Source organism: Idiomarina seosinensis (assembly GCF_003987275.1).
Classification (GTDB): Bacteria; Pseudomonadota; Gammaproteobacteria; order Enterobacterales; family Alteromonadaceae; genus Idiomarina; species Idiomarina seosinensis.
Map to the genome: position 1 here is coordinate 304,905 of NZ_PIQF01000003.1, position 22,747 is coordinate 327,651.

General features: G+C 46.3%; 22 protein-coding genes. 13 read left to right on the forward strand and 9 right to left on the reverse strand.

Going from position 1 to position 22,747, the window contains the following annotated elements; all coding sequences use genetic code 11:
- Positions 1 to 23 precede the first annotated feature (23 nt).
- The 9 genes from CWI81_RS10515 to CWI81_RS10555 all read left to right on the forward strand — a co-directional run bounded on the left by CWI81_RS10515 (position 24) and on the right by CWI81_RS10555 (position 10,515).
- Entirely contained in the window at positions 24 to 1,313 is a 1,290-nt protein-coding gene (locus CWI81_RS10515) for a TolC family protein (RefSeq protein WP_228757987.1), read from the forward strand.
- Between the two features lies 1 nt (position 1,314).
- Entirely contained in the window at positions 1,315 to 2,841 is a 1,527-nt protein-coding gene (locus CWI81_RS10520; protein ID WP_126785267.1) for an efflux RND transporter periplasmic adaptor subunit, read from the forward strand.
- Entirely contained in the window at positions 2,834 to 5,959 is a 3,126-nt protein-coding gene (locus tag CWI81_RS10525; RefSeq protein ID WP_126785268.1) for an efflux RND transporter permease subunit, read from the forward strand. The genes CWI81_RS10520 and CWI81_RS10525 overlap by 8 nt, the downstream gene beginning before the upstream one ends.
- Positions 5,960 to 6,058: 99 nt before the next feature.
- Positions 6,059 to 6,436 (forward strand): hypothetical protein, encoded by a 378-nt coding sequence (locus CWI81_RS10530; RefSeq protein WP_126785269.1) that lies wholly within the window; start codon positions 6,059 to 6,061, stop codon positions 6,434 to 6,436.
- Positions 6,437 to 6,529: 93 nt separating this feature from the next.
- A complete protein-coding gene (locus tag CWI81_RS10535) occupies positions 6,530 to 6,868 on the forward strand; it encodes a P-II family nitrogen regulator (protein ID WP_034818190.1) in 339 nt (112 codons plus the stop codon).
- A 57-nt stretch (positions 6,869 to 6,925) separates the two neighbouring features.
- Positions 6,926 to 7,297 (forward strand): hypothetical protein, encoded by a 372-nt coding sequence (locus CWI81_RS10540; RefSeq protein ID WP_034818188.1) that lies wholly within the window; start codon positions 6,926 to 6,928, stop codon positions 7,295 to 7,297.
- Between the two features lie 27 nt (positions 7,298 to 7,324).
- Positions 7,325 to 7,783 carry an ATPase gene (locus tag CWI81_RS10545; RefSeq protein ID WP_126785270.1) on the forward strand — a complete coding sequence of 153 codons (459 nt, stop codon included), beginning with the start codon at positions 7,325 to 7,327 and terminating at the stop codon, positions 7,781 to 7,783.
- A gap of 79 nt (positions 7,784 to 7,862) precedes the next feature.
- Positions 7,863 to 10,124: a heavy metal translocating P-type ATPase gene (locus CWI81_RS10550; protein ID WP_126785271.1), complete on the forward strand. Its 2,262-nt coding sequence runs from the start codon at positions 7,863 to 7,865 to the stop codon at positions 10,122 to 10,124.
- 37 nt (positions 10,125 to 10,161) lie between these two features.
- Positions 10,162 to 10,515, forward strand: a complete 354-nt coding sequence (locus CWI81_RS10555; protein WP_126785272.1) for a cupredoxin domain-containing protein — start codon at positions 10,162 to 10,164, stop codon at positions 10,513 to 10,515.
- A gap of 142 nt (positions 10,516 to 10,657) precedes the next feature.
- Here CWI81_RS10555 and merA read toward each other — a convergent pair whose 3' ends face one another.
- From merA to merT, 3 genes are read right to left on the reverse strand one after another with little or no spacing between them, the layout of a single operon-like run.
- Positions 10,658 to 12,061: a mercury(II) reductase gene (gene merA / locus CWI81_RS10560; protein ID WP_126785273.1), complete on the reverse strand. Its 1,404-nt coding sequence runs from the start codon at positions 12,059 to 12,061 to the stop codon at positions 10,658 to 10,660.
- A gap of 55 nt (positions 12,062 to 12,116) precedes the next feature.
- A complete protein-coding gene (gene merP, locus CWI81_RS10565; RefSeq protein WP_006956212.1) occupies positions 12,117 to 12,416 on the reverse strand; it encodes a mercury resistance system periplasmic binding protein MerP in 300 nt (99 codons plus the stop codon).
- A gap of 13 nt (positions 12,417 to 12,429) precedes the next feature.
- On the reverse strand, positions 12,430 to 12,780 hold the full coding sequence (merT, locus tag CWI81_RS10570) for a mercuric ion transporter MerT (protein WP_105307079.1): 351 nt from the start codon (positions 12,778 to 12,780) through the stop codon (positions 12,430 to 12,432).
- Between the two features lie 74 nt (positions 12,781 to 12,854).
- Between merT and merR the strand changes: the two genes are divergently transcribed.
- Positions 12,855 to 13,298: an Hg(II)-responsive transcriptional regulator gene (gene merR / locus CWI81_RS10575; protein WP_011234880.1), complete on the forward strand. Its 444-nt coding sequence runs from the start codon at positions 12,855 to 12,857 to the stop codon at positions 13,296 to 13,298.
- 51 nt (positions 13,299 to 13,349) lie between these two features.
- Here the strand turns inward: merR and CWI81_RS10580 are convergent, their stop codons facing one another.
- From CWI81_RS10580 to CWI81_RS10600, 5 genes are all read right to left on the reverse strand, one after another.
- Positions 13,350 to 13,685: a YnfA family protein gene (locus CWI81_RS10580; RefSeq protein WP_011234879.1), complete on the reverse strand. Its 336-nt coding sequence runs from the start codon at positions 13,683 to 13,685 to the stop codon at positions 13,350 to 13,352.
- A 2-nt stretch (positions 13,686 to 13,687) separates the two neighbouring features.
- A complete protein-coding gene (locus CWI81_RS10585; protein WP_071464063.1) occupies positions 13,688 to 14,575 on the reverse strand; it encodes a cation diffusion facilitator family transporter in 888 nt (295 codons plus the stop codon).
- A 62-nt stretch (positions 14,576 to 14,637) separates the two neighbouring features.
- Positions 14,638 to 17,835: an efflux RND transporter permease subunit gene (locus CWI81_RS10590; RefSeq protein WP_126785274.1), complete on the reverse strand. Its 3,198-nt coding sequence runs from the start codon at positions 17,833 to 17,835 to the stop codon at positions 14,638 to 14,640.
- 11 nt (positions 17,836 to 17,846) lie between these two features.
- Positions 17,847 to 18,992 carry an efflux RND transporter periplasmic adaptor subunit gene (locus CWI81_RS10595; protein ID WP_126785275.1) on the reverse strand — a complete coding sequence of 382 codons (1,146 nt, stop codon included), beginning with the start codon at positions 18,990 to 18,992 and terminating at the stop codon, positions 17,847 to 17,849.
- Between the two features lie 3 nt (positions 18,993 to 18,995).
- Complete coding sequence (locus CWI81_RS10600) at positions 18,996 to 20,246, reverse strand: TolC family protein (protein WP_126785276.1); 1,251 nt, start codon at positions 20,244 to 20,246, stop codon at positions 18,996 to 18,998.
- A 211-nt stretch (positions 20,247 to 20,457) separates the two neighbouring features.
- Here CWI81_RS10600 and CWI81_RS10605 point away from each other — a divergent pair, with 211 nt between their 5' ends.
- Positions 20,458 to 20,643 (forward strand): hypothetical protein, encoded by a 186-nt coding sequence (locus CWI81_RS10605; RefSeq protein WP_126785277.1) that lies wholly within the window; start codon positions 20,458 to 20,460, stop codon positions 20,641 to 20,643.
- A 187-nt stretch (positions 20,644 to 20,830) separates the two neighbouring features.
- Here CWI81_RS10605 and cadR read toward each other — a convergent pair whose 3' ends face one another.
- Positions 20,831 to 21,250, reverse strand: a complete 420-nt coding sequence (cadR, locus tag CWI81_RS10610; protein ID WP_074668950.1) for a Cd(II)/Pb(II)-responsive transcriptional regulator — start codon at positions 21,248 to 21,250, stop codon at positions 20,831 to 20,833.
- A 169-nt stretch (positions 21,251 to 21,419) separates the two neighbouring features.
- On the opposite strand from cadR, the gene CWI81_RS10615 reads away from it, so the two are divergent.
- Both CWI81_RS10615 and lspA read left to right on the forward strand, forming a co-directional pair.
- Positions 21,420 to 22,223, forward strand: coding sequence for a cation efflux transmembrane domain-containing protein (locus CWI81_RS10615; RefSeq protein WP_083405129.1), 804 nt, complete (start codon positions 21,420 to 21,422; stop codon positions 22,221 to 22,223).
- Entirely contained in the window at positions 22,224 to 22,727 is a 504-nt protein-coding gene (gene lspA, locus CWI81_RS10620) for a signal peptidase II (protein ID WP_126785278.1), read from the forward strand.
- The last annotated feature ends 20 nt before the right edge of the window (positions 22,728 to 22,747 follow it).

The window sequence follows — 22,747 nt, forward strand, 5'->3', positions numbered from 1 at the left end:
TTACAGTTTTTGAGAGTAACAATATGAAACTTTTAAGAGAAATGGCTTATTTAAGTGTTCTGACTGTAGTGGTGCCAAATTTTGCAAATGCGCAAGAGCCGCCTTTGAATTTGCAAGACGCAGTGAGTATCGCTGTACAAGAAGACCCTTGGCTAACAGCAAGTAAGCAAACCCAAGAGGCATTCGCGAGTGAAGCTATAGCCTCTTCCAGCTTACCTGACCCTAAAATATCGCTCACGGCAGCCAGTTTCCCTGTTGACAGTTTTAGTTCACGACAGGAAGGAATGACCCAATTGATCGTAGGTGTTTCACAAACTTTTCCTAGAGGAAACACGCTATCGTTGTCTCGTAAGCAAAAAAATCAATTGGCCCAAAAACAACCCCTTTTGAGGGCTGATCGTATTGCTAAGGTCAAAACAACGGTAACGAAGTTGTGGTTAGACGTTTTTTTCTCTCAGCAAAGTATCCGTTTGATTGAATCCGATAGAGCGCTTTTTGAACAGTTAGTGTCGACCGCCAAGGCAAGTTATACCAGTACCGAAGGAAAAGCACGGCAGCAGGATGTTATTAGGGCCCAGCTTGAGCTCACACGACTGGATGACAGATTGACTTCATTAAGACAGAAAGAAGAGCGATTTCAAAGCAAACTGTCGGAGTGGATAGGTGCTATAGCGAAATCAAAGTTACCAGATGACGTTCCTAACCTTACGCTACAGGAAGCATTGAGTTCGCCTTCAACAATGCCTAAACAAGCCTTGTACGAATTAATAAAAGGGCACCCAGTTTTGCAAGCTACCGATCAAGACATTTCGGCGTCGGAAACTTCTGTAGAGCTTGCTCAACAAGGTTATAAACCACAATGGTCAACCAACCTTAAATATGGTCATAGAAACGATGCTCCAAGCGGTAATGACCGTGCCGACTTGTTTTCAGCCGGAGTTACGTTCGATATACCACTGTTTACTGATAACAAGCAGGATGAACAGGTGCGTTCGGCAAAGTATAAAACTGAAGCAAAAAGAACTGAAAAACTGCTGATTGCCAGACAGTTAATAGCCAATTTACGCAGTACCTTTGTACAACTGAATCGTTTGAATGAACGCGCTGCTCTTTATCGTGAAGAGCTACTTCCACAAATGTCCGCCCAGTCTGAAGCTGCATTGACAGCTTACAACAATGATGATGGCGACTTTGCAGAGGCGGTGCGTTCACAGATTGCTGAAGTCAACGCAAAAATTGATGCATTAGCGATCGCCATCAACCGCCAAAAGCTGATTGCCGAAGCAAACTACTTATTATTCTCAGGAGTTTAAAATGAAAACAGTCACCAAATCTCTTATAAGTTTAGCTGTAGGCTTTGCAGTTGGCGCTGGCGCTATTGGCTATGTAATGCAATCGACTGAAGTGTCTGATCGTTCATCGGGCAATACAGAAAAAGAGCCGTTATATTGGGTGGCTCCGATGGATCCCAATTATCGCCGAGACAAACCAGGAAAGTCTCCAATGGGGATGGACCTTATTCCTTACTATGGCGATGATGCAGAAGAGAGTTCACCTGGTACGGTGAGAATTGATCCCGACGTTATTAATAACCTTGGGGTTACAACTGCAACCGTCACGTCCTCGAGACTCAACCTAGATATCGAAACAGTTGGCTATGTTCAGTTTGATGAGGACCGAGTATTAACAGTAAGTCCTCGTGTTGAAGGTTGGATTGAAAACCTTTTTGTAAAAGCGGTCGGTAACTCTGTTAAAGCAGGCCAACCGTTATACAGTATTTACTCACCGGAAATGGTTAATGCTCAAGAGGAGCTTGTACTAGCCTCGCAGCGAGGTAATCAGGTTCTACTAGATGCTGCTGAAGAACGCTTAAGAGCTCTGCAAGTCTCTGAATCTGAGATTAAGAAGTTAAAAGAAACTCGTAAAATTCAGAAAACAATCACGGTAAAAGCAAAGCAGTCCGGGGTATTGGATAGACTGACTGTGCGTGAAGGTGCGTTTGTAACGCCGAGTATGAATTTAATGACCATTGCTCAACTGGATAAAATTTGGGTTATTGCAGAAGTCTTTGAGCGGCAATTGAACCAGGTTGAGGTAGGCAATGACGTTCAAATGAACCTTGAGTATGCTCCAGGTAAAGAGTGGCAAGGAAAGGTTGATTATGTCTATCCGTCACTTAACCCTAAAACTCGGACGGGACAAGTTCGAATTCACTTCGACAACCCAGATGGTTTTTTAAAACCGGGCATGTTTGCGAATCTTAACATTAAGGCTGGTTTAGGCGACAAAAACTTAATCATCCCTAAAGAAGCGCTTATCCGAATGGGTGGTTCGAACCGAGTTGTACTGGCACTGGGTGATGGGAAATTTAAATCAGTTAATGTTGACGTTGGGCGGTTAGGGAGCTCGCGAGTTGAAATTTTATCGGGTCTTATGGCAGGTGATGACATCGTTACTTCAGCTCAGTTTTTGATTGATTCTGAGTCCAGTAAATCCTCTGACTTTAAGCGCATGCAACATGACACTGATGCTGATAACGAGAGCCATGGCAGTATGTCAAGTGACGCAGCAGCTCAAGCTGTCTGGGTTGAAGCAACCGTTAAAAATGTTATGCCTCAGCACTCGATGGTTACGCTGGAGCACGGTGAGATTTCTGAATGGGACTGGCCTGCAATGACGATGGACTTCGATGTTGCTTCGGATGTTGAACTTTCTCAGCTTAGCACGGGGTTATCCTTGCATGCGGAAATAACGCAAGTCGGGAAGCAACAGTACCAGCTCACATCGATTCATATTCCTGAGCAAAAACAAGTGACAGAGCAGGAGCATAACCATGATTAAGTCAGTCATTCGATGGTCAGTGAGTAACCGTTTTTTCGTTCTTCTGGCGACATTAATCCTCGTGGGTGTTGGTGCTTTTGCGGTTAAGAATACGCCCGTAGACGCACTGCCGGACTTGTCGGATGTCCAGGTGATCATTAAAACCAGCTATCCGGGTCAAGCGCCGCAGGTGGTAGAAGATCAAGTAACCTATCCATTAACAACCGCTATGCTGTCTGTCCCCGGCGCTAAAACCGTCCGTGGATATTCGTTTTTCGGCGACTCCTATGTGTATGTCATTTTTGACGAAGATACAGACGCTTACTGGGCGCGTTCGCGAGTACTGGAATATTTGTCTCAGGTTGCTCCGACACTGCCTTCTAATGCAAGACCGCAATTAGGCCCTGATGCAACAGGGGTTGGTTGGGTGTATTTGTATGCCTTGGTTGATCGTACGGGTAACCACAATTTGAGTGAGTTACGCAGTATGCAGGATTGGTTTTTAAAGTATGAACTGCAAACGGTCGAGGGGGTTTCGGAAGTTGCCGCCCTCGGCGGGATGGTAAAGCAGTACCAGGTGAAAGTGGATCCGGAGAAGCTGCGCGCATTCGATATTCCTCTTGCTCACATACAAAATGCTATCCAGCGAGGTAATCAGGAAGTGGGGGCGTCGGTGGTTGAAATGGCGGAAGCTGAGTATATGGTCCGGGCCTCAGGCTATATTGATGGTGTGTCAGACTTAGAGAGTATCCCGCTTGGCGTTGATGAAAATGGCACGCCATTATTGCTTAAAGACGTTGCTGATGTGGGTGTGGGCCCCCAAATGAGACGCGGTATCGCCGAACTCAACGGTGAGGGAGAAGCCGTGGGTGGTATTGTGGTAATGCGTTTCGGAGAAAATGCCCAAAAAACGATTGATGGCGTTAAACAAAAGTTGGAAGAATTAAAGTCTGGGCTACCAGAAGGTGTCGATATAGTCACTGTCTATGATCGTTCGGGGCTTATCTCGGATGCCGTGGAAAGTCTCTGGAAAAGTTTAATAGAAGAACTCGCTATTGTCGCGTTTATCTGTGTGATATTTCTCTTCCATGTCCGCTCCTCGCTGGTTGCCGTTATCAGCTTGCCTTTGGGTATTTTAACCGCGTTTATTGTCATGTATTGGCAAGGAATTAACGCGAATATTATGTCACTTGGAGGGATCGCAATCGCTATTGGCGCTATGCTCGATGGTGCCATCGTCATGATTGAAAATATGCATAAGCATATGGAAAAAACGCCACTGACAGCAGAGAACCGCTGGCGGGTGGTTGCCGCCTCTGCTTCAGAGGTGGGCCCTGCTCTTTTCTTTAGCTTGCTCATTATTACCGTCAGCTTTATGCCGGTATTTACCTTAGAAGCCCAGGAAGGGCGGATGTTTTCTCCGCTTGCTTTCACGAAAACTTACGCAATGGCAGCCAGTGCAGCCTTAGCGGTTACCGTTATCCCCGTGTTGATGGGATATTTTATCAGAGGAAAGGTAACACCTGAGGGGAAAAACCCGCTTAATCGGTTATTGATCGCCGGGTATAAACCGCTTTTAAAAGGCATTTTGAAATACCCCAAGACAGCAGTTGTCGGAGCGCTTGTTATCCTGGCCGTTGGTGTCTGGCCGATTGACAAAATTGGTAGTGAATTTATTCCAGATTTGGATGAGGGCGATTTGATGTATATGCCCACTACCTATCCCGGATTATCAATTGGTAAAGCAAGGGAGCTGTTGCAGCAAACCGACAAGCTCATAAAAACGGTACCGGAAGTGAAGACGGTTTTTGGCAAAATTGGTCGAGCGGATACCGCCACTGATCCGGCACCCCTAACGATGATTGAAACCTTTATTCAACTGAAACCGAAAGATCAGTGGAGAGACGGTATGACCACTGAGAAGTTGAAAAAAGAACTGGATGCGCTTGTAAAGTTTCCGGGGCTGACCAATGCGTGGGTTTACCCCATTAAAACTCGCATTGATATGCTATCGACAGGTATCAAAACGCCGGTAGGTATAAAAGTTGCCGGAGCCGATCTTAATGAAATTCAGACGATAGGGCAGCAGCTTGAAGCAATACTTGATGATGTCGATGGTACGGCTTCTGTTTATTCAGAGCGAGTGGCAGGTGGACGCTATGTCAAAGTTGACATAGAAAGAGAGCAGGCTGCACGTTATGGCTTGAACATTGAGGATGTGCAGCAGGTCGTTGCCACGGCTATTGGTGGAATGAATGTTTCAGAGACCATTGAAGGGCTTGAACGTTACCCAATAAACTTGCGCTACCCTCAAGATTACCGTGATTCGCCGGAAGAATTAAAGAAGCTACCTTTAGTTACGCCAAACGGGCAGCGTATTAGTTTGGCGGATGTGGCTGATGTCTACGTTGAACTTGGACCGCCGGCAATTAAAAGCGAAAACGCAAGACTTAATGGCTGGACTTTTGTCGACATTGAGGGAGTTGATGTCGGCACTTATGTTGAAAAAGCAATGAAGGTTGTAGAACAAGAACTCGAGTTGCCAGCAGGGTATTCAGTTACCTGGTCCGGGCAGTACGAATATATGGAAAGGGCAAAGGAAAAACTGACTTACGTGATTCCGTTAACGCTCGCGATTATTATCGTTCTTTTATATATGAACTTTCGAAACGCTACAGAAATAGCCATTATATTGGGAACTTTGCCTCTCGCATTGGTGGGGTCAATCTGGCTAATGTATCTTTTAGATTATAATTTCTCAGTTGCTGTAGCGGTTGGCTTTATAGCACTAGCGGGGGTTACCGTAGAAATAGGGATATTAATGCTGACTTATCTTAATCAGTCCTATAACGAATACGAACAACGCCAACTAGAGCAAGGTAAAGCTTTGACTAAAGACGGTGTTTCTCGCGCTGTAATGGAAGGGGCTGGGCTTCGTGTTCGTCCTGTCATGATGACGGCGGTTTCTACAATTGCTGGTCTATTGCCTATCATGTTCAGTACAGGAACTGGTGCTGAAGTGGTTAGCCGAATAGCCGCCCCGATGGTTGGAGGAATGATCAGCGCTGTTATTCTAACCTTGCTCGTGTTACCCGCTGTTTACTACTTGTGGCGTGGGCAAAAGGTTAAGCGTGTATAAGACCAATTATTTTAGTTAAGAGACGCACATCATTGATCTTGATCAATGATGTGCGCTAACAAGTATGCTAGGTTAAAATTCGGGATTGGGGACACACATATGGCTCAAACAAAATTTTTAGTTGTGCTTATGCTAGGAATAGTGATTCAACTATCCTTCCCAGCTGCTCCTGTCCATAATACTGCCTCCAGCGCAGAGCACGTAATCAACGTTAATCAGGCAGATGTTGCAAACGAGAGAAAAAGCAACATTCATTGTGATGACGACGAACAACCTGCCAGTAACACGTGCTGTTATTGTTTAACTGACTCTGCTGATACATGTTTAATGGATGCGGAGTGCAACTCTGCAAGCTCACCTTTAGTATTAATTCCGTTCAATTTACCAATAAAGTCAATTGGTTACTTGCAGCATCCTCTTTCATATGAAGGGAATGTTAAGCAAATGTCTTTTGATATTTTTTATCCTCCGAAATAGCTCCTGCTGAATTTCAATTAAAACTTTTTTCGAAATTTAATCATGCTAGATAAAGCTCTTAAGTTAAGTGACTTAAGGCTTGTAGGAGAATATATGAACCTATCTAAAATCACCGCTATTTTTGATCAACTTCGGCAAGACGCAGTGGAGGAGACTCTGGTTGGGTGTGGCGTTAGCGGCTTTACATTGTTTCCTGTTCGAGGTCGAGGCTATTACTTCGATAGTTATAACGATGATCACTTAGTTGAGCACGTACAGCTCGAAGTTTATGTGAACAGTGATGACGCGCGTGACGTTGCGTTTTTGGTAGTTGAAGCGGCCCATACCGGGGTATCTAACGAGGGCTTAGTCTGTATCTCGCCAATAGATGAATTGCTTTGGGTTCACGACAAACGAGCAGCGACTGATAAAGAACTCTCGTTACAACGTTAATATCGCGGCAACGTCGACTGAAGCATATTGGTAGTTTTAATAAATAGGACAGTACTGATGTCAACTAACGATCATAGAGCCGGAGTGCGGGAAATTAACTTAGTCAATCGCACGTTAAAGCTAAACACTGAGAGTGTGAAAAAAGTTCGCGAAGCGATTAACGAAATCGATCGCTTGGTTGGTCTTGATAGCGTTGCCTACGACTCTGACCAGAACTTGTTATCGGTCGCTTATGATGCCTCTAAAGTCGATCTGACTATGATAGAGGAAAAGCTCGGAATATTTGGTGTTGAAATAAATAGTGGCTGGTGGACTCACTTGAAAGAGGAATACTACAAATTTATTGATCAAAATATTAAAGATAATGCAGAGCATACACCGTGGAGTTGCCACAGAAGCCCGCCACGTACCAAAAGCAAACGAAAGTAACGATTAATTATAGGTAAGGAGTAAAAAATGCAAATAGAAACAATCAAAGATGTGCTGAGTTGGACCGTTGATTTCCACAAAAACCTGAAGGAGTGTGTTACTCACTGCTCTAAACAAAACCAAGATGAACGAGCTCGGATGATTCTAAACTACGTGTCGGGTCATGAGGCTAGCTTAGAGCGAATGGTCGAAGGTTTTTTGAGTACAGCAAACCGAAATGCATTAGACACTTGGTGTTATGACTATATTGGGAAACATCCCATCGTTGAGCATGGACACTGTGATTCGCCTTTTAAAGAGTTAGATACTGATCACATTATGGAGAACATTGTAAACCATCATGAGCAAGTCATTGAGTTGTATGAACACCTATATTCCCGTGTTGATATAGACAGCGCAAAAGAGCTGTTAGAAACGGTAAAGAGCGTTGAAGAAAATGAAATAAAACGAATGGTGCAAACTGCGAATCGATTTTCGGATATGTAGTGAGTGACGGTTTTATCGTTGGTACTTTACGGGAAATAGCTGTTGCTTGGCTTTTTTCCCGTCAATAAGGAGCACTGGTATGGGTGTAAAAACTGAGGACGTTCGTAGTCGTTCCATTGAGGAACTCATTATCGAGGGAGCCGGTTGCGCGAGTTGTGTTGGCAAAATCGAAAATGCATTAAAGTCTGTATCCGGCGTGGAAAATGCAGAGATGAACTTTGCCCAGCGAACGGTCAGTGTGACTGGAACAGCAAATCCGAGCGCTTTAGTGAAAGCAGTAGAGAGGGCGGGGTATAGCGCTAAAGTAGCCACGTCCGAAAGTGACGGTGATGCGTTGGCAGAAAAAGAGCAAGCCGACTGGGCTTATTACAAGCGGCTGATGCGGGAGATGACCGTTGCGCTGTCGTTAGGTGTACCTCTCATGATTTATAGCCTTTTTGTTGGTGAAATGACGGTGACCACTGCCACAGAGCGTGTGACATGGTTAGTCGTAGGTATTCTAACGTTAGGTGTACTTTACTTTTCGGGCAAACACTTCTTCGTCGGTGCCTGGCAATCTTTGAAAAATCATTCCGCTAATATGGATACGCTGATCGCACTTGGTACTGGTACCGCCTGGTTGTATTCCATGGTGGTTGTATTGGTTCCGCACCTGGTTCCGGAAATGGCGCGTCACGTATACTTTGAAGCGACCGCAATGATTATCGGTTTGATCAATTTGGGGCTGGCACTTGAACTGAAAGCTCGTGGGCGCACGTCCGAAGCCATAAAACGTCTCATTGGTTTGCAGGCGAAAACCGCAAGGGTGATTCGTGACGATAAACAATTGGATATCGCTATCGAAGACGTACTCGAGGAGGACGTAGTACGTGTTCGTCCCGGAGAAAAAATCCCTGTTGATGGAAAAGTTATAGAGGGAAGTACCACCGTTGATGAATCTATGCTAACGGGTGAACCCATGCCCGTGGAAAAATCAGTTGGTGATGACGTTGTGGCGGGCACGATAAATAAAAGTGGTTCCTTTTTGTTTCAAGCGACAAGAGTCGGAAAAGATACAGCACTTGCTCAAATTATTAACATGGTGAAACGGGCGCAAAACTCTAAGCCCCCAATCGGTCGTCTTGCCGATATTATTTCAGCTTACTTTGTGCCAGTCGTTATGATTATCGCTGTTATCAGTGCTCTAGCTTGGCTTAACTTTGGGCCTGAGCCGGCACTGGCCTTTGCTGTGGTGTCAGCGACTACCGTTTTGATTATTGCTTGCCCTTGCGCATTAGGCCTGGCGACGCCTATGTCGGTAATGGTGGGTGTAGGAAAAGCCGCAGAGGCAGGTGTGCTGATTCGCAATGGCGAAGCATTGCAAACAGCGTCGAAAGTATCGGCTATGATCCTGGATAAAACGGGCACCATTACACTTGGTTCTCCTAAAGTCACCGACGTATTAGTAGCGAGTGAGTACGATGAGCAAACCGTACTGCAACTTGCAGCGACACTTGAGTCTGGCTCTGAACATCCGCTAGCACAGGCGATAGTTGAGTCAGCCAGGGAAAGAGGGATTAAGACAAGTAAGGTCTCGAACTTCAACGCCATCGCTGGTCATGGCGTGGAGGCAGAAGTTGACGGGAAGTCCCTCCTTTTCGGTAATGAAAAGCTGTTGCGTGAACGTCAAGTTGAGCTCGGTAACTTTGTTGAAAAAGCCCAAGGCTTAGCTGCTGAAGCTAAGACGCCTATGTACTTTGCCGTTGATAATGAGTTAGCTGCAATTATTGCAGTTGCCGACCCGATAAAAGACGACTCCGTAGCCGCCATTAAACGTTTGCAAGATAACGGTGTGCGAGTAGTGATGCTTACTGGTGATAATCGCGCGACAGCAGAAGCAGTTGCTGAAAAAGTAGGAATTAAAGAATTTTTCGCTGAAGTTCTGCCGGAAGAAAAATCAAAAAAGGTTCAGGAGCTGCAGATGGAAGGCGAAATCGTTGGCATGACGGGAGATGGTATTAATGATGCGCCAGCACTAGCTATTGCCAATGTAGGCTTCGCGATTGGCACGGGAACGGACGTCGCTATTGAAAGTGCTGATATTACATTGATGCGCGGGTCGTTGCACGGGCTTGCCGATGCGGTCGCGGTGAGCAAGGCCACACTGAGCAACATTAAACAAAACTTATTTGGTGCTTTTATTTACAACGTAGCAGGTATTCCTTTTGCCGCAGGTGTTCTGTATCCATTTTTTGGAATGCTGTTGAGCCCGGTTATTGCAGGTGCAGCAATGGCTTTTTCGTCACTCACGGTAGTGAGTAACGCTAATCGGTTGCGCTTTTTCAAAGCGAAGAGTCACTGATTCCTCTTTTAATTAGAGCTCTTTCAGGAGAGTAAAAATGTTATTTATTAATATCGCTGGCTTAACATTAATTGCACTGATTGTCTGGTGGTTTTGGCTTTATGAACCTGCTGAGAAACAGGCGGAAGAAGGTGAGATTGTAATTACTGTAGAAAACGGTACCTACTCACCTTCGCGTATAAAGGTGCGAGAAGGCAAGCCTGTTGAGCTTAAATTTCTGCGAAAGGATCAATCTCCTTGCTCTGAAACTTTGCTTATTCCTGATCTGGAGATCAGTGATATTTTGCCTTCCAATAAATTGAAGTCGATTCAACTGCCTGCATTGAAGCACGGAGAATACGATTTTCATTGTCAGATGCAAAGGTATCTAGGAAAACTTATTGTCAAATAAGTGAGACAAATAAGAGCTAATATGAATGAGAAAAAAGTGCTTATAACAACTATTATCACTCCTGAACTAGCTTAACCGATCACCAACCAGCAGCTAAATCCGAAATATTGGTAACTGTCCAGTGAAGTTAAGCTAGGTTATCTCACCCAGCGCAGCAAGATAATTGGCTAACATCTTTAGTAAACGTTTGAGCGCATAATTTTAAGCCTTCTACCATCGTAAGGTATGGGAAGAGCTCATCAGCCAACTCATTGACTGTCATTCCTGCTCTTATCGCCATTACAGCAGCTTGAATCAACTCACCGGCTTCTCCTGCGACGACTTGAACACCGAGCAGTCGGCCGCTGCCACTCTCTGCGACAATTTTTATAAACCCTTGGGTATTGAAGTTAACCAATGCCCGTGGGACATTTTCAAGGCCCAACGTGCGGCTTTCGGTGACGTAACCACCAGTTTTAGCATCAGCTTCTGATAAACCCACCGTGGCGACTTGTGGATCAGTAAAGATAACCTTGGGCATTGCACTGAGATCAAGATGCGCATCACCGCCCGTCATGTTAATAGCGGCTCGGCTGCCGCCTGCGGCGGCGACATAGACAAACTGCGGCTGATTCGTACAGTCGCCTGCCGCATATACTCTTGAGTTAGAGGTTTGCATGCGCTCGTTAATCGTTATTGTACCGCGTTCAGTTTGTACACCGATGGTTTTTAAATCGAGGTTTTCCGTATTGGGCGTACGGCCTGTGGCCACGAGCAGTTGTTCTGCTTTTAATGTTCCGGCATTGGTTTTGAGAATGAAGTGTTGTCCGTCGTAACGCACTTCGCTGGCTTCTGTATGCTCAAGCACATTGATGCCTTCGCGATCAAAAACAGTCGCTATTGCTTCACCAATGGCAGGCTCGTCTTGGGATAACACCCGATTGCGGGCCAAAACAGTAACTTCACTACCGAGACGCGCGAAGGCTTGTGCTAACTCAAGAGCAACGACCGAGGCTCCAATAATAAGGAGGCGCTTAGGAATGTCATTTAGCTCTAATGCGCTTGTCGAAGTAAGGTAAGGGGTTTCAGCTAAGCCGGGGATGGGGGGGGGTGCGGGTCGGGCCCCGGTGCCGATAAAAGCACGGTCAAAGTAAATCGTTTGCTCACCGCCATCGCGAAGTGATACGGAAAGAGTTTCATCGTTTATAAAGCGGGCTTCGCCGTTAATAACGGTAATGGCGGAATTCTCTCTAAGAATACTCTGGTATTTGGATTCACGGAGTTCTTCTACCCGAGCCTGTTGTTGCTCGAGGAGAGCTGATCGATTTACCTTAAGAGTATGAGTACTTAAGCCTTTATCAAAAGAGCTTTCTCGCCGCAGTTGGGCGATATGAGCCGCTCGGATCATGATTTTAGACGGGACACAGCCAATATTGACACAAGTTCCGCCAATAGTACCTCTCTCAATGAGCGTCACTCGGGCACCTCCCTCGGTCGCTTTGAGTGCCGCAGCCATCGCACTGCCGCCGCTACCAATGACAGCAATGTGTAAATTGTTACTACTCATAACGGTTACTCCTTGGTCTTTCAGTTTTACAGCAGCTATAAGGCATTGTGATGTTTCATGACTGATTTTTTGGTGCCGTTGCTTTCAGTGTTGATGGGTATCCTGCATTTGTCGTTGCTTCAGTGAGCTGCTTAACTGACGTTTTTTCGTCGTCGAATGTCACGGTTGCATCCCGCTCTTCAAAACGGACATCGACGGCGCTCACACCTGCGACTTGGCCAAGCGCAGCTTTGACGGTAATTGGGCAGGTGACGCATGTCATACCGGGTACTGATAGCGTGACGGTTTTCTCAGCCGCCAATGCGGGCATGCTAAACAGTAAAAATAAAATGGTTGTTATCATTGCTTTTTTCATTGTGTATTGCCTCCTAGTAAAAGAAAGGAACAACATAGGGGTAAGCCAGTGCTGTTAAAGTAAGTACCGCAACGAGCCAAAACATCACTTTGTAGCTCTTACGAGCATTTGGCGTTGCGCAGGTGTCATCAGGGTTGCAGTCATCAGCACGCCGGTATATTCGACGCCAGGCAAAGAATATGGCAATCAATGCAATGGCAATAAAAATGGGTCGATAAGGCTCAAGTGCTGTGAGGCTCCCAATCCAGGCCCCGGATACACCGAGTGCAAGTAATATGAGGGGACCCAGACAACACGCAGATGCCAGAGTCGCTGCGATCCCTCCCGCGAGAAGAGAGCCCCGACCAGATTTTGAATTTGACATAATAGTAACTCTTTCGGGCATTTTGCTTTAATGTGTTAATCTTAGACCCGTACCTCACTACGGAAGCAATAGCTATGTTAAAAAAACGCAACGTAATGACAATTGGCACGCTGGCCAAAACAGCCGGCGTGGGCGTGGAAACGGTGCGCTATTATCAGCGCCGAGGGCTAATGAGCGAGCCGGAGAAGCCGTATGGGGGAATTCGACATTACGACGAACAAGCGCTTGCTCGGCTTCATTTTATTCGCGCGTCTCAATGGCTTGGATTTAGTCTGGATGAAATTGGTGAGCTATTAACTCTGCAAGATGGCGCTCATTGCGATGAGGCACGGGAGCTTGGGGAGCAAAAGCTCACCAGTGTTCGTCGAAAGATATCGCACTTACAGCAAATTGAACGAGCGTTGAATGAGCTGGTGCAAAAATGCAGCGCCGGACACGGAGATGTCTATTGTCCACTGATGGCCTCGCTTAATGACGGGGTTGAGGACGCTACCACGGACAAACATAAGGTGCGTTAGTCTGTGTAGTAAAACTTTTGAGCGGAGTTCTTTAACTGAATTGCTTTATAGCTAACGCCAGCCATACACAAGAATCCCCATACCGGTTAGCACAAACGCCGTGCCAATCAGGTCGAAATTGGATAGTGGCGATTTATCGACAATTCGCAGCCACACTATGGCGGTTAACACGTAAATACCGCCGTAGGCTGCGTAAACGCGTCCGCTTTCCGCCGGATGAAGTGTTAACAAGTAAGCAAATAAGGCTAAGCTCACTGCCGCCGGAATGAGCAACCAAACCGAATGGCCCTCTTTGAGCCATAGGTAGGGTAAATAGCATCCGACAATTTCAGCAATTGCGGTGGCAATAAATAAGCCCAATGTTTTCATTAAAAATAATGCACTCATTATCAGTTGTCCCTACAGGCTTCATCAGGATCTTCTAGTTCTACCGTTGTATGGCTTAAAGCATAGGGCGCAAGGACGTCATCGATGCGCTGTTTTAAATCGCTACGGGCCTCGATATCAAGGTTTTTAGATAACACCAAATGAACGGTTAATACATGCTCCTCGCCATCTAGTGACCAAAAATGCAGATGGTGTAGGTCAGCGACATGAGGTAGCTCCAGTAAAGCGTCCGCGACTTGTTTGTAGGTTTTTTTGTCTGGCGTGGCCTGTATGAAGAGTTTCAGTGTTGCCCACAGGTTGCGTAGTACATTCACTAAAATAAATAGAGTAAAGCCAATCGACAATATAGGGTCGAGAATCGGCCAGTCTACGAACAGCAAAACAATACCAACGATAAGTACAGCAACCCAGCCGAAAACATCCTCCAGCAAGTGCCAGTTAATAACGCGTTCGTTTAACGTTTTGCCCTCTGACAATTTGTAAGCAGCAAATCCATTAACTGTAATGCCAACGACGGCTAAAGCAATCATGCCATCAGCGACGGGCATCTGAGGGTTCCAGAGTCTGGGAATTGCTTCCACAAGTACCCAGGCAGAGCCTGCGATTAACACAACGGCATTAATAAATGCACCGGCAAGATTCAGTCTTTTATAACCGTAGGTAAAGTGTTGGTTAGCCTGTTTTTTGCCAAGTTTATTTAGTATCCACGCGAGACCTAACGACAGGCTATCGCCAAGATCATGAACGGCATCAGCTAAAATGGCGGTACTGTTGGTAAGAAAACCACCAATGAACTCAATAATGGTAAAAACAAAGTTAAGCAGGAATGCCCAACCTAATCGGTTGGACGGCATGTCCTTTGAGTGATCATGGTTATGGTGATGTCCCATAATACGTTCCTCTTTTAATAAAAGGGGGCGACAATAACCGCCCCCTTAAATGCTATTGAACCCTAACGGCTCAGATCCTTAATTTTTTGTTTCGAAAACCAAGGATAGAGCACGGGTAAGATAACCAATGTCAGCAGAGTAGCTGATACCAAACCACCAACAATGACGGTAGCCAGTGGGCGTTGAATTTCAGCCCCTGCACCGGTTGCAAACAGCATGGGAATGAGTCCTAACGCTGAGGTTATTGCTGTCATTAATACCGGGCGTAGTCGCGACCACGCGCCATCAAACACGGCATCATTAACCGCATGCCCATCGGTTATTCTCTGGTTAATACTCTCGACCAGAACCACACCGTTTAGTACCGCTACACCAAACAGTGTGATGAAACCCACGGCGCTGGGCACCGATAAGTACTGTCCTGACACATAGAGTGCCACAATACCGCCGATGACTGCCAATGGTACATTCACCAAAATCAACATGGCTTGACCCATGGTGCCGAAAGCAAAATAAAGCAGCAGGGCGATGAGTGCCAGCGATATGGGAACGACAATGGACAAGCGCTCCTGTGCTCGTTGTTGACTTTCGAACTGGCCACCAATATCGACTGAGTAACCGGTTGGTAAATCCACCTTCTCGTCAATCGCCTTCCTAATATCGGCAACCACGCTACCCATGTCACGACCCTGAACGTTCGATTGAATCACAACGCGACGCTGTACGTCATCACGACGGATTTGCGGTGGTCCTGATTCAATTGCGACGTGGGCGACTTCGCCTAAGGTTACCCAGGCCCCTGAGGGAGTTAACAGGCGTAACGAACGAATAGACTCCGGCGTATCGCGGAATTGCTTGGCCAGCCGCACGTAAATATCATAGCGCTCATTACCGCGAATGATCTGGCCTGCCGAAGCGCCACCCAAGCCATTGTCGACAACGCTCAGTACATCGGTGACATTTAAGCCGTAGCGTGAGAGTTGCTGGCGTTTCGGCGAAACCACGAGTTGTGCTTCACCTTTTATTTGCTCCATCGCTACAGCAACCGCCCCGTCAACTTGCTTGACGGCACCTTCTATTTCCTGGCCTTTACGGGCCAACACGTCAAGCTCGGGTCCAAATAGTTTGATGGCTAGCTGCGATTTTACACCTGAGAGCAGTTCATCAACCCGTGTTGCAATAGGTTGTGAAAAATTAAACAACAAGCCTGGGTGAGCATCTAGTTTTGCCTCCATTTTTTCTTGTAAGGCGTAGCGATCGGATGCCGTTGTCCATTCGGATTGCGGCTTAAGGCCCACATATATCTCGATGTTGCTGATAGGCTCTGGATCACCACCCACTTCAGCTCGTCCAATGCGGCTGAGTGCGTAGGTGGTTTCCGGGAACGACATCAGGATTTTTTCAAGCTTCGGAGCCACCTCTAAGGCCGTTTCAAGGTTAGAGGAGGGGGCTAATGTCACGCGAATATTAATCGTGCCTTCTTCCAATTCGGGCGCAAATTCTGTGCCGAGACGAGGCACTAACACCAAAGCGCCGACAAACAGCACACCGGCCAGGGTAATAACAGCCTTTTTACTGCGTAACGCCACCGATAATAGTCTTTTATAACCATTATCTAGTGGTTTAAGCAGTTTATTTTCACGAGGCTTAATACCCCGACTGAAAAAGTAACTGGCTAATGCCGGTACAACCATAATGGCCACAAAAACCGCGGAGATAATGGCCAACATAATACTGATAGCCATGGGCTCAAATAATTTAGCTTCAACACCCTGAAAACTAAACAGTGGCATAAAGACCACCAAGATAATCATGGCGGCAAAGAATACCGGTCGTGCCACTTCGTTCGCCGCTTCCTTAACTCGCAGCTTGATACCATGGCTATCGAGTTTGGCTGCCTGAGGATCCGGGTCGCGGTGCTCTGTGCGTTGCTCGGCGTCGTCTTGGTGTTCACTATCCGGACGACTTAAGTGCTTAAAGATGTTTTCAACCATCACCACGGAGCCGTCGACCAGCATACCAATGGCAACAGCAATCCCGCCCAGCGACATCAGGTTAGCTGACATGCCCATCGCGGACATTACCATCAGGGCAATGGCGATAGAAACGGGAATGGACAGTAACACTAAAAAAGTAGCGCGTATGTTGAGCAAAAACAGTGCTAATACTGCGATAATAAAGACAAAGGCAATGAGCAGTGAATACGCGACCGTAGATACGGCTTTTTGTATTAAATCGGCCTGATCATAATACGGCTCAAAGGTGACACCCTCGGGTAATGCTTGCTGAATAAGCGGAATGCGCTTTTTAATACCGTCGATGGTGGCTTTGGTATTCGAGCCCATGCGTTTGAGCACAATACCCGACACCACTTCGCCCAGCTGGTTGACCTCGCCGTCGACTTTACGCGACATTGAGACCGCCCCCTGGCGAATTTCACTACCGATTTCGACGTCGGCAACCTGGCTCAGTGTTACGGAAACGCCGTCAACGGTTTTGAGCGGTATTTGTCGTATTTGTTGCAGGCCTTTTTTACCGCTATCCAACCAGCCGGTGCCGCGAATAACCAACTGCTCCTGACCGCGGGGCATATACCAACCACCAACGTTACCGTTATTCTTGTTGACCGCGCTCATCACATCTTGCTGTGTGAGTTCGTAAGACAGTAACTTCGCGGGATTTAGGTTAACCTGATATTGCTTAACCTTACCGCCAAAGGACAAGACTTCGGTAATTCCCTCAACGGGCATCAGTAGCAGTTTAACCACATAGTCGTTAAGACTGCGTAGCTCCATACTGCTGACACCGGAGCCCGGTTCGGCAAGTAGCAGATACTGATAAACCTGGCCGAGGCCGGAAGAGTTAGGACCCATTTCGGGTGTACCTACGCCTTCGGGTATCAACTCCTTTGCCGCCTGCAGTCGTTCAAACACCAGTTGCCGGGCAAAGTAGATATCGACACTCTCGTCAAACACTACGGTAATGCCCGATAAACCTGTTTTTGAGATTGACCGAACCTCTTTGACGTCGGGCAGAGCATACATCACCGACTCTATCGGATAGGTAATCAGCTGCTCGACTTCGGTCGCTGCTAACCCGGGGGCCTCCGTATTTACCGTTACCTGAACGTTGGTAACATCGGGGAAGGCATCCAGATTAAGTTTGGGAATAACAAAAAATGACGCAATGCTGATGCTGAATAAAGCCAATACCAATAACAGGCGATTAGCGACAGCAAACTGAATAATGCGCTGAAACATACAACCTCCTGTTAGTGGTTATGTGGGTCAAAACCGCCTTTAGCGATTTGTGAGCGAACGAAAAACGCGCCGTTGTCTACGTATTCTGTGCCTTCCTTAACGCCTCGAATAACTTTCCACGGACCCTTTTGATCAACCAATTCGACTTTCTTCGGTTCAAATTTTCCGGGTTCGTGCTCAATGAATATCTGCCAGTCACCATCAGGTGCCCGCATCAAGGCAGAGTCCTTAACTGCAAGCACCGGTCCATCCGACTTGACTGAGAAATAAACATCCGCAAATAAACCGGGATGTAATTGGTCCTTTTCGTTATTTACCGCAAGTCGTACCGTTCGGGTGCGAGTTTTATGGTCTATTGTGTGGCCTTCCTGAATGACTTTTGCCGCAAAGCGGTGATTGTCGACACTCACTGCAACAGGATCACCAAACTGCACATTAAGGTCAGCTGAGCCTGGTAGCCGAGCATTAACCCACAAGGTTTCTTCTTGCAGAACTTCAACCAAGTGGTTACCGGCATTGACTTGCTGGCCCTGCTTGAAGTTATCGCTAACCACAATTCCGCCAATTTCTGAGGTCAGTTGGTATTCGCCGATAGGGTAATTAGCTTTACTTAAACGCTTAATATCACTGACCGACATACCAAATGCTTTGAGTTGCGCGTGCGCTGAGGTAAAGGCATTTTTCGCTTCGACAAAGCGTTTTTCACCCACCGTTGACTCACCGAGTGACTGCACGCGTTGCCATTCGTTAAGTGTGACTAAATACTGACTTTGCGCCTCTGCCATAGTTGCGCTGAAGAGTGTGGCTAGTGGTTCACCTTTTTCGACGTGATCGCCAATACTGACAAAACGTTTGAGTACGGTCGAATCGATGCGCGGACTCACGATGTAGCTGTTAAAGTCGTTAGCAACCACCTCGCCCGGGGCATAAACCGGGTATTCAATGACTTGAGTTTGCAAGGTTCGCGTGGTGATATCTGCCATGGACAGCTGCTTGCTGGATAGCTCCACGCCTGCACTTTCCTTATGTTCACCTTGCTCGTGTTTGCCTTCTTCCTTGTGGGTATCTTCTTTTTCGTCGTGTCCGTGTTCATCCTGCGCCATAACCGAAAAGCTCAGCGCAAGTGCTATTGCTGCGTATAAAGGTTTTACTGACATCGTTTACTCTCCAATCTCTGCGTTTGTTGGCTGGCTTAACGGCGATAACGTCAGTGCTTTACTGAGTTCGCCCGAACGGTACAACCATTCAATGGCGGCCAACCGATATTGTGTTTGCAGCGCTATCCCTGCAAATTGGCTATCGAGCTGCTGTTGCACAGCGGTGAGGTAGTCTGTGGTGGATAGGTCACCGGCGAGCCAGGACTGTTCAATCACCTGCATCGACTCATCCTGCCGAGATTGAAAGTCTTTTTGCCAGCTTTGCCACTGTTTTTTCACAAAACGATAATTGTTAAGAGATGATTTCAGTGCTGCTTGCCATTGTTGCTTTAGTGCAATCAAACGTTTTTCTTCAGCAACAGCTTCGCTATTGGCTGCGCGTACTGCATCGCTGTAGTTATTGCGAATCTGTAGTGGAATGCTGAATGATAAGCCAACTACTGTTTCGTTATCGCTCTCGCCCGCTTCGACGCCTATGGTTGGGTTGGCGGTGGTTAACGAGCGTTTCCAGTCGACATTGGCGCGCTTTAATTGCCATTGCAGGTAAGCGGCTTTTAACGCTGGATGTTGTTGCCAACGAGCCGTTAACGCAGGTTCAACGTTAAATAGCTCCTCGTTAATGGAGAGTTGACCGACATCAGATGTTGTTAGCAGAGCGTTTAACTCTGCTTCAGCGGATTGCAGTTGTTGATAAGCCGCTGCCGTTTGTTGCAGTTGCCGACTTAGCGCGAGTACCGTCAGTTGTTCGTCGACGGCACCTAAGTCACCGGCTTTACGTCGTTCGGCAACCAGGCTTATCGCCTGTTTAACGATGTTCTCTTGCTGCTTGGCCAGTGCGTAACGCTGTTTTGCATCAAGCCATTGCACATAGGCATTCAGCAGAGTTTTAGTATGCGATGTCGCCGACTGGCGATAAATACTCACTGCCATAGCCGTCATGGCGTCACTCTGACTGGCTCGTGCTTCATTGCGAGTGCTCCAGTCCAGCGTTTGGCTTAGACCAACGCCGTAATTATTGATATCACCTTCGCGCTCTAAGCGTGAGGATAGGCTAGGGTTGTACAAAGGCTGATTTAATTGCTTGCCCTGTTGGATCAGCGCTTCAGCCTGCTGTTGAGCGGCTTCAACACTGGGGTGTTGCTGCACAGTTTGTTGCCATTGCTCGGGCAACTGTTGTGCATTGGCGTAGCTTGAACTTATTGCCAGACTTACGGCAATAAACAAGCGTTTGCTATGTGTCGAAAACGGACCCATAGATAGACTCCTCAGTCATATTACTGCGTAAAATAATGATTTTTTTGCGCTGCTATAGCAGCTTATTAGGCAGTTATGAGGAGATGGGAGGCCGGAACAGTGGTGATGACAGTGGATTAGTGTAGAACTGGGTGTACCCAGGGCGCATTGTTCCCATTCGTGGTAACGCGAGAGTTTTTTCAGTCTTCATGGCATATAAATGAAATGAGCCATGGCAGTGACAGCAGTGATGGCAGTCAAAGCTGATTTCTCCACTTTTAGGGAGATTGCGCTTATCGATGTGGGATTCGTCATGCTCAAAATTGAGGTGTTGCTCAGAAGAGGACTGGTGAGATTGGTGCACATCAGCAACCGCCTGACTGATTTGAGTCAGAACAGCAACAAGCACCAGTATTAAAAATCCGAGTCTAAGCATCATTATCTTACAGTTCTAAATAAGCAGCTTAACGGTACATTAATTAAAAATAGTTCTCAACTAGTGCATTCTGAATCGCCACTAGTTCACTAGACACTCAGTAGCCTAACGAAGCTCCGCTGGACAACCTTAAAAAATTGTGTAAGTACGTTGTGTAACCTCCGGAAATTTAGACGTCTCGGTTACAACTAACAGATTCTATTTCATCAATTTTATTAAGAATTGTACACGCAATAACTTTGCTTTGGCCAGTACAACTTGTTCTAATTGAAGTGAGTTGCTTCTCAAGATCTTGCAAAGAAGTAATTTGAGAGCGTATGTGCATTATGTGTTCATCAATCAGGGTATTAACGGCTGAGCAAGGTTGATGTGGATTGTCTTGATAATCTTGTAATCTGCGGGTTTCAGATAATGAAAGGCCTATAGCTCTGCAGCTACATACAAACTTAAGTCTTTTGTAATGTTTTTCAGTGTATACTCGATATCCGTTATAACTACGAGCTGGTAAAGGTAACAAACCCTTTTTTTCATAGAACCTTATTGTCTGGGTTTGAATTCCTAATAAGTCTGCTAGTTGACCAATACGCATAAGAAAATTTCCTATCTAGTTAAGTAATTTCTTGACCTTATAGTAACTTTATAGTTTTTAATTGTGAAACTATATATTTAAGGTAAGTAATACGATGGCTAGTTCCTTTGATACGGTTTGAACAAATGGCGACTCAAAAAATGCCTACGAAGAGTCAGGTAAACGGCTCATCGTTTACTCTGTAGCAAAAATGGATTGCCCATCAGAAGAACGAATGATTCGCTTGGCACTGAATGGGTTTGAGGAAATTCATTCATTATCCTTCGACTTGTCAAACCGTCGGCTGAAGGTATTACATGATGGTGAGACAGCCTTTATTACTTCTAAATTAGAGACTCTAGGTTTGGGTGCCTCGCTTGAAAGAGACACTGCTGCGGACTCCGAGGCAATCAAAGCTGAGGAGTTTTCGGCAAGTTCGGATAAGCAGGAGTCCCGCACCTTGTGTTGGTTGCTCACCATCAATACTCTTCTGTTCTTGGTGGAAATGACTGCCGGACTGCTTTGGCAGTCTGCTGGTTTGATTGGGGAATCTTTAGATAATTTTGCCGATGCGGCAGTTTACGGGCTTTCTCTTTATGCCGTAGCGCGTAGTGTTAATATGCAAATACGTGCTGCGCACCTAGCTGGCGTACTACAACTGGTTTTGGCTCTGGGTGTACTTGCAGAAGTTGTGAGACGCTTCGTATTCGGGAGTGAACCTGAGTCACTTGCGATGATGGGGATTGCATTTGTCGCGTTGATTGGCAATACCATCTGTCTTCTACTTATCTCCAAACATAGAGGAGGTGGTGCGCATATGAAAGCAAGTTGGATTTTTTCAGCTAATGATGTAGTGATTAACCTTGGCGTAATCATCGCTGGCATCCTCGTTGCGTTGACCGGGTCGAATTACCCAGATCTTATTATAGGTAGCATAGCAGGTTTAATCGTGCTTAACGGGTCAAGACGCATTTTTGCACTGAAGGGGAACTGAATGTCCTGCGTTGATAAAGGATTTTCGCCCTATATTTCTCTGTTAATTTCTGGTTTAACTGTAGTCTTTGACCAAGTGATCAAGTGGCAGACGCAGCAATCAATAGCTTACGGTGATTCGATTTCATTGACCCCTTTTTTCAATTGGGTACACACTTGGAACACTGGTGCGGCATTTGGCCTGCTTTCAAATGGTGGAGGTTGGCAGCGCTATTTTTTTATTGGGGTTGCTCTGCTAATGTCTGTGGCTTTAACGAGGTTGATCTTTAATAAAGTAAGTAAACGGGATGGCATTAGCTACGGGCTGATTCTTGGGGGGGCGGTTGGGAACCTCATTGACCGACTGTTTCGTGGCTATGTTGTCGACTCCTTTCATCTAGGTTGGCAAACGTGGCAATTGCCAGTTTTTAATATTGCCGATATTGCAATTACCCTAGGAGTTATCCTATTACTGTTAAGCAACTTGCAGGTCTCAATGATACCGAATCTACCGGGTTCTAAGTAAATAGTAAGTATAATAATTAA

Bases quoted from the DNA above. Each gene is read 5' to 3' on its own strand.
- CWI81_RS10520 (WP_126785267.1), top strand. From the start codon at position 1,315: ATGAAAACAGTCACCAAATCTCTTATAAGTTTAGCTGTAGGCTTTGCA.
- CWI81_RS10580 (WP_011234879.1), bottom strand. From the start codon at position 13,685: ATGAGTGCATTATTTTTAATGAAAACATTGGGCTTATTTATTGCCACC.
- CWI81_RS10540 (WP_034818188.1), top strand. From the start codon at position 6,926: ATGTCAACTAACGATCATAGAGCCGGAGTGCGGGAAATTAACTTAGTC.
- CWI81_RS10530 (WP_126785269.1), top strand. From the start codon at position 6,059: ATGGCTCAAACAAAATTTTTAGTTGTGCTTATGCTAGGAATAGTGATT.
- CWI81_RS10555 (WP_126785272.1), top strand. From the start codon at position 10,162: ATGTTATTTATTAATATCGCTGGCTTAACATTAATTGCACTGATTGTC.
- cadR (WP_074668950.1), bottom strand. From the start codon at position 21,250: ATGCGTATTGGTCAACTAGCAGACTTATTAGGAATTCAAACCCAGACA.
- CWI81_RS10600 (WP_126785276.1), bottom strand. From the start codon at position 20,246: ATGGGTCCGTTTTCGACACATAGCAAACGCTTGTTTATTGCCGTAAGT.
- CWI81_RS10535 (WP_034818190.1), top strand. From the start codon at position 6,530: ATGAACCTATCTAAAATCACCGCTATTTTTGATCAACTTCGGCAAGAC.
- CWI81_RS10605 (WP_126785277.1), top strand. From the start codon at position 20,458: ATGGCAGTGACAGCAGTGATGGCAGTCAAAGCTGATTTCTCCACTTTT.
- merR (WP_011234880.1), top strand. From the start codon at position 12,855: ATGTTAAAAAAACGCAACGTAATGACAATTGGCACGCTGGCCAAAACA.
- lspA (WP_126785278.1), top strand. From the start codon at position 22,224: ATGTCCTGCGTTGATAAAGGATTTTCGCCCTATATTTCTCTGTTAATT.
- merT (WP_105307079.1), bottom strand. From the start codon at position 12,780: ATGTCAAATTCAAAATCTGGTCGGGGCTCTCTTCTCGCGGGAGGGATC.
- merP (WP_006956212.1), bottom strand. From the start codon at position 12,416: ATGAAAAAAGCAATGATAACAACCATTTTATTTTTACTGTTTAGCATG.
- CWI81_RS10595 (WP_126785275.1), bottom strand. From the start codon at position 18,992: ATGTCAGTAAAACCTTTATACGCAGCAATAGCACTTGCGCTGAGCTTT.
- CWI81_RS10550 (WP_126785271.1), top strand. From the start codon at position 7,863: ATGGGTGTAAAAACTGAGGACGTTCGTAGTCGTTCCATTGAGGAACTC.
- CWI81_RS10545 (WP_126785270.1), top strand. From the start codon at position 7,325: ATGCAAATAGAAACAATCAAAGATGTGCTGAGTTGGACCGTTGATTTC.
- CWI81_RS10525 (WP_126785268.1), top strand. From the start codon at position 2,834: ATGATTAAGTCAGTCATTCGATGGTCAGTGAGTAACCGTTTTTTCGTT.
- merA (WP_126785273.1), bottom strand. From the start codon at position 12,061: ATGAGTAGTAACAATTTACACATTGCTGTCATTGGTAGCGGCGGCAGT.
- CWI81_RS10515 (WP_228757987.1), top strand. From the start codon at position 24: ATGAAACTTTTAAGAGAAATGGCTTATTTAAGTGTTCTGACTGTAGTG.
- CWI81_RS10590 (WP_126785274.1), bottom strand. From the start codon at position 17,835: ATGTTTCAGCGCATTATTCAGTTTGCTGTCGCTAATCGCCTGTTATTG.
- CWI81_RS10585 (WP_071464063.1), bottom strand. From the start codon at position 14,575: ATGGGACATCACCATAACCATGATCACTCAAAGGACATGCCGTCCAAC.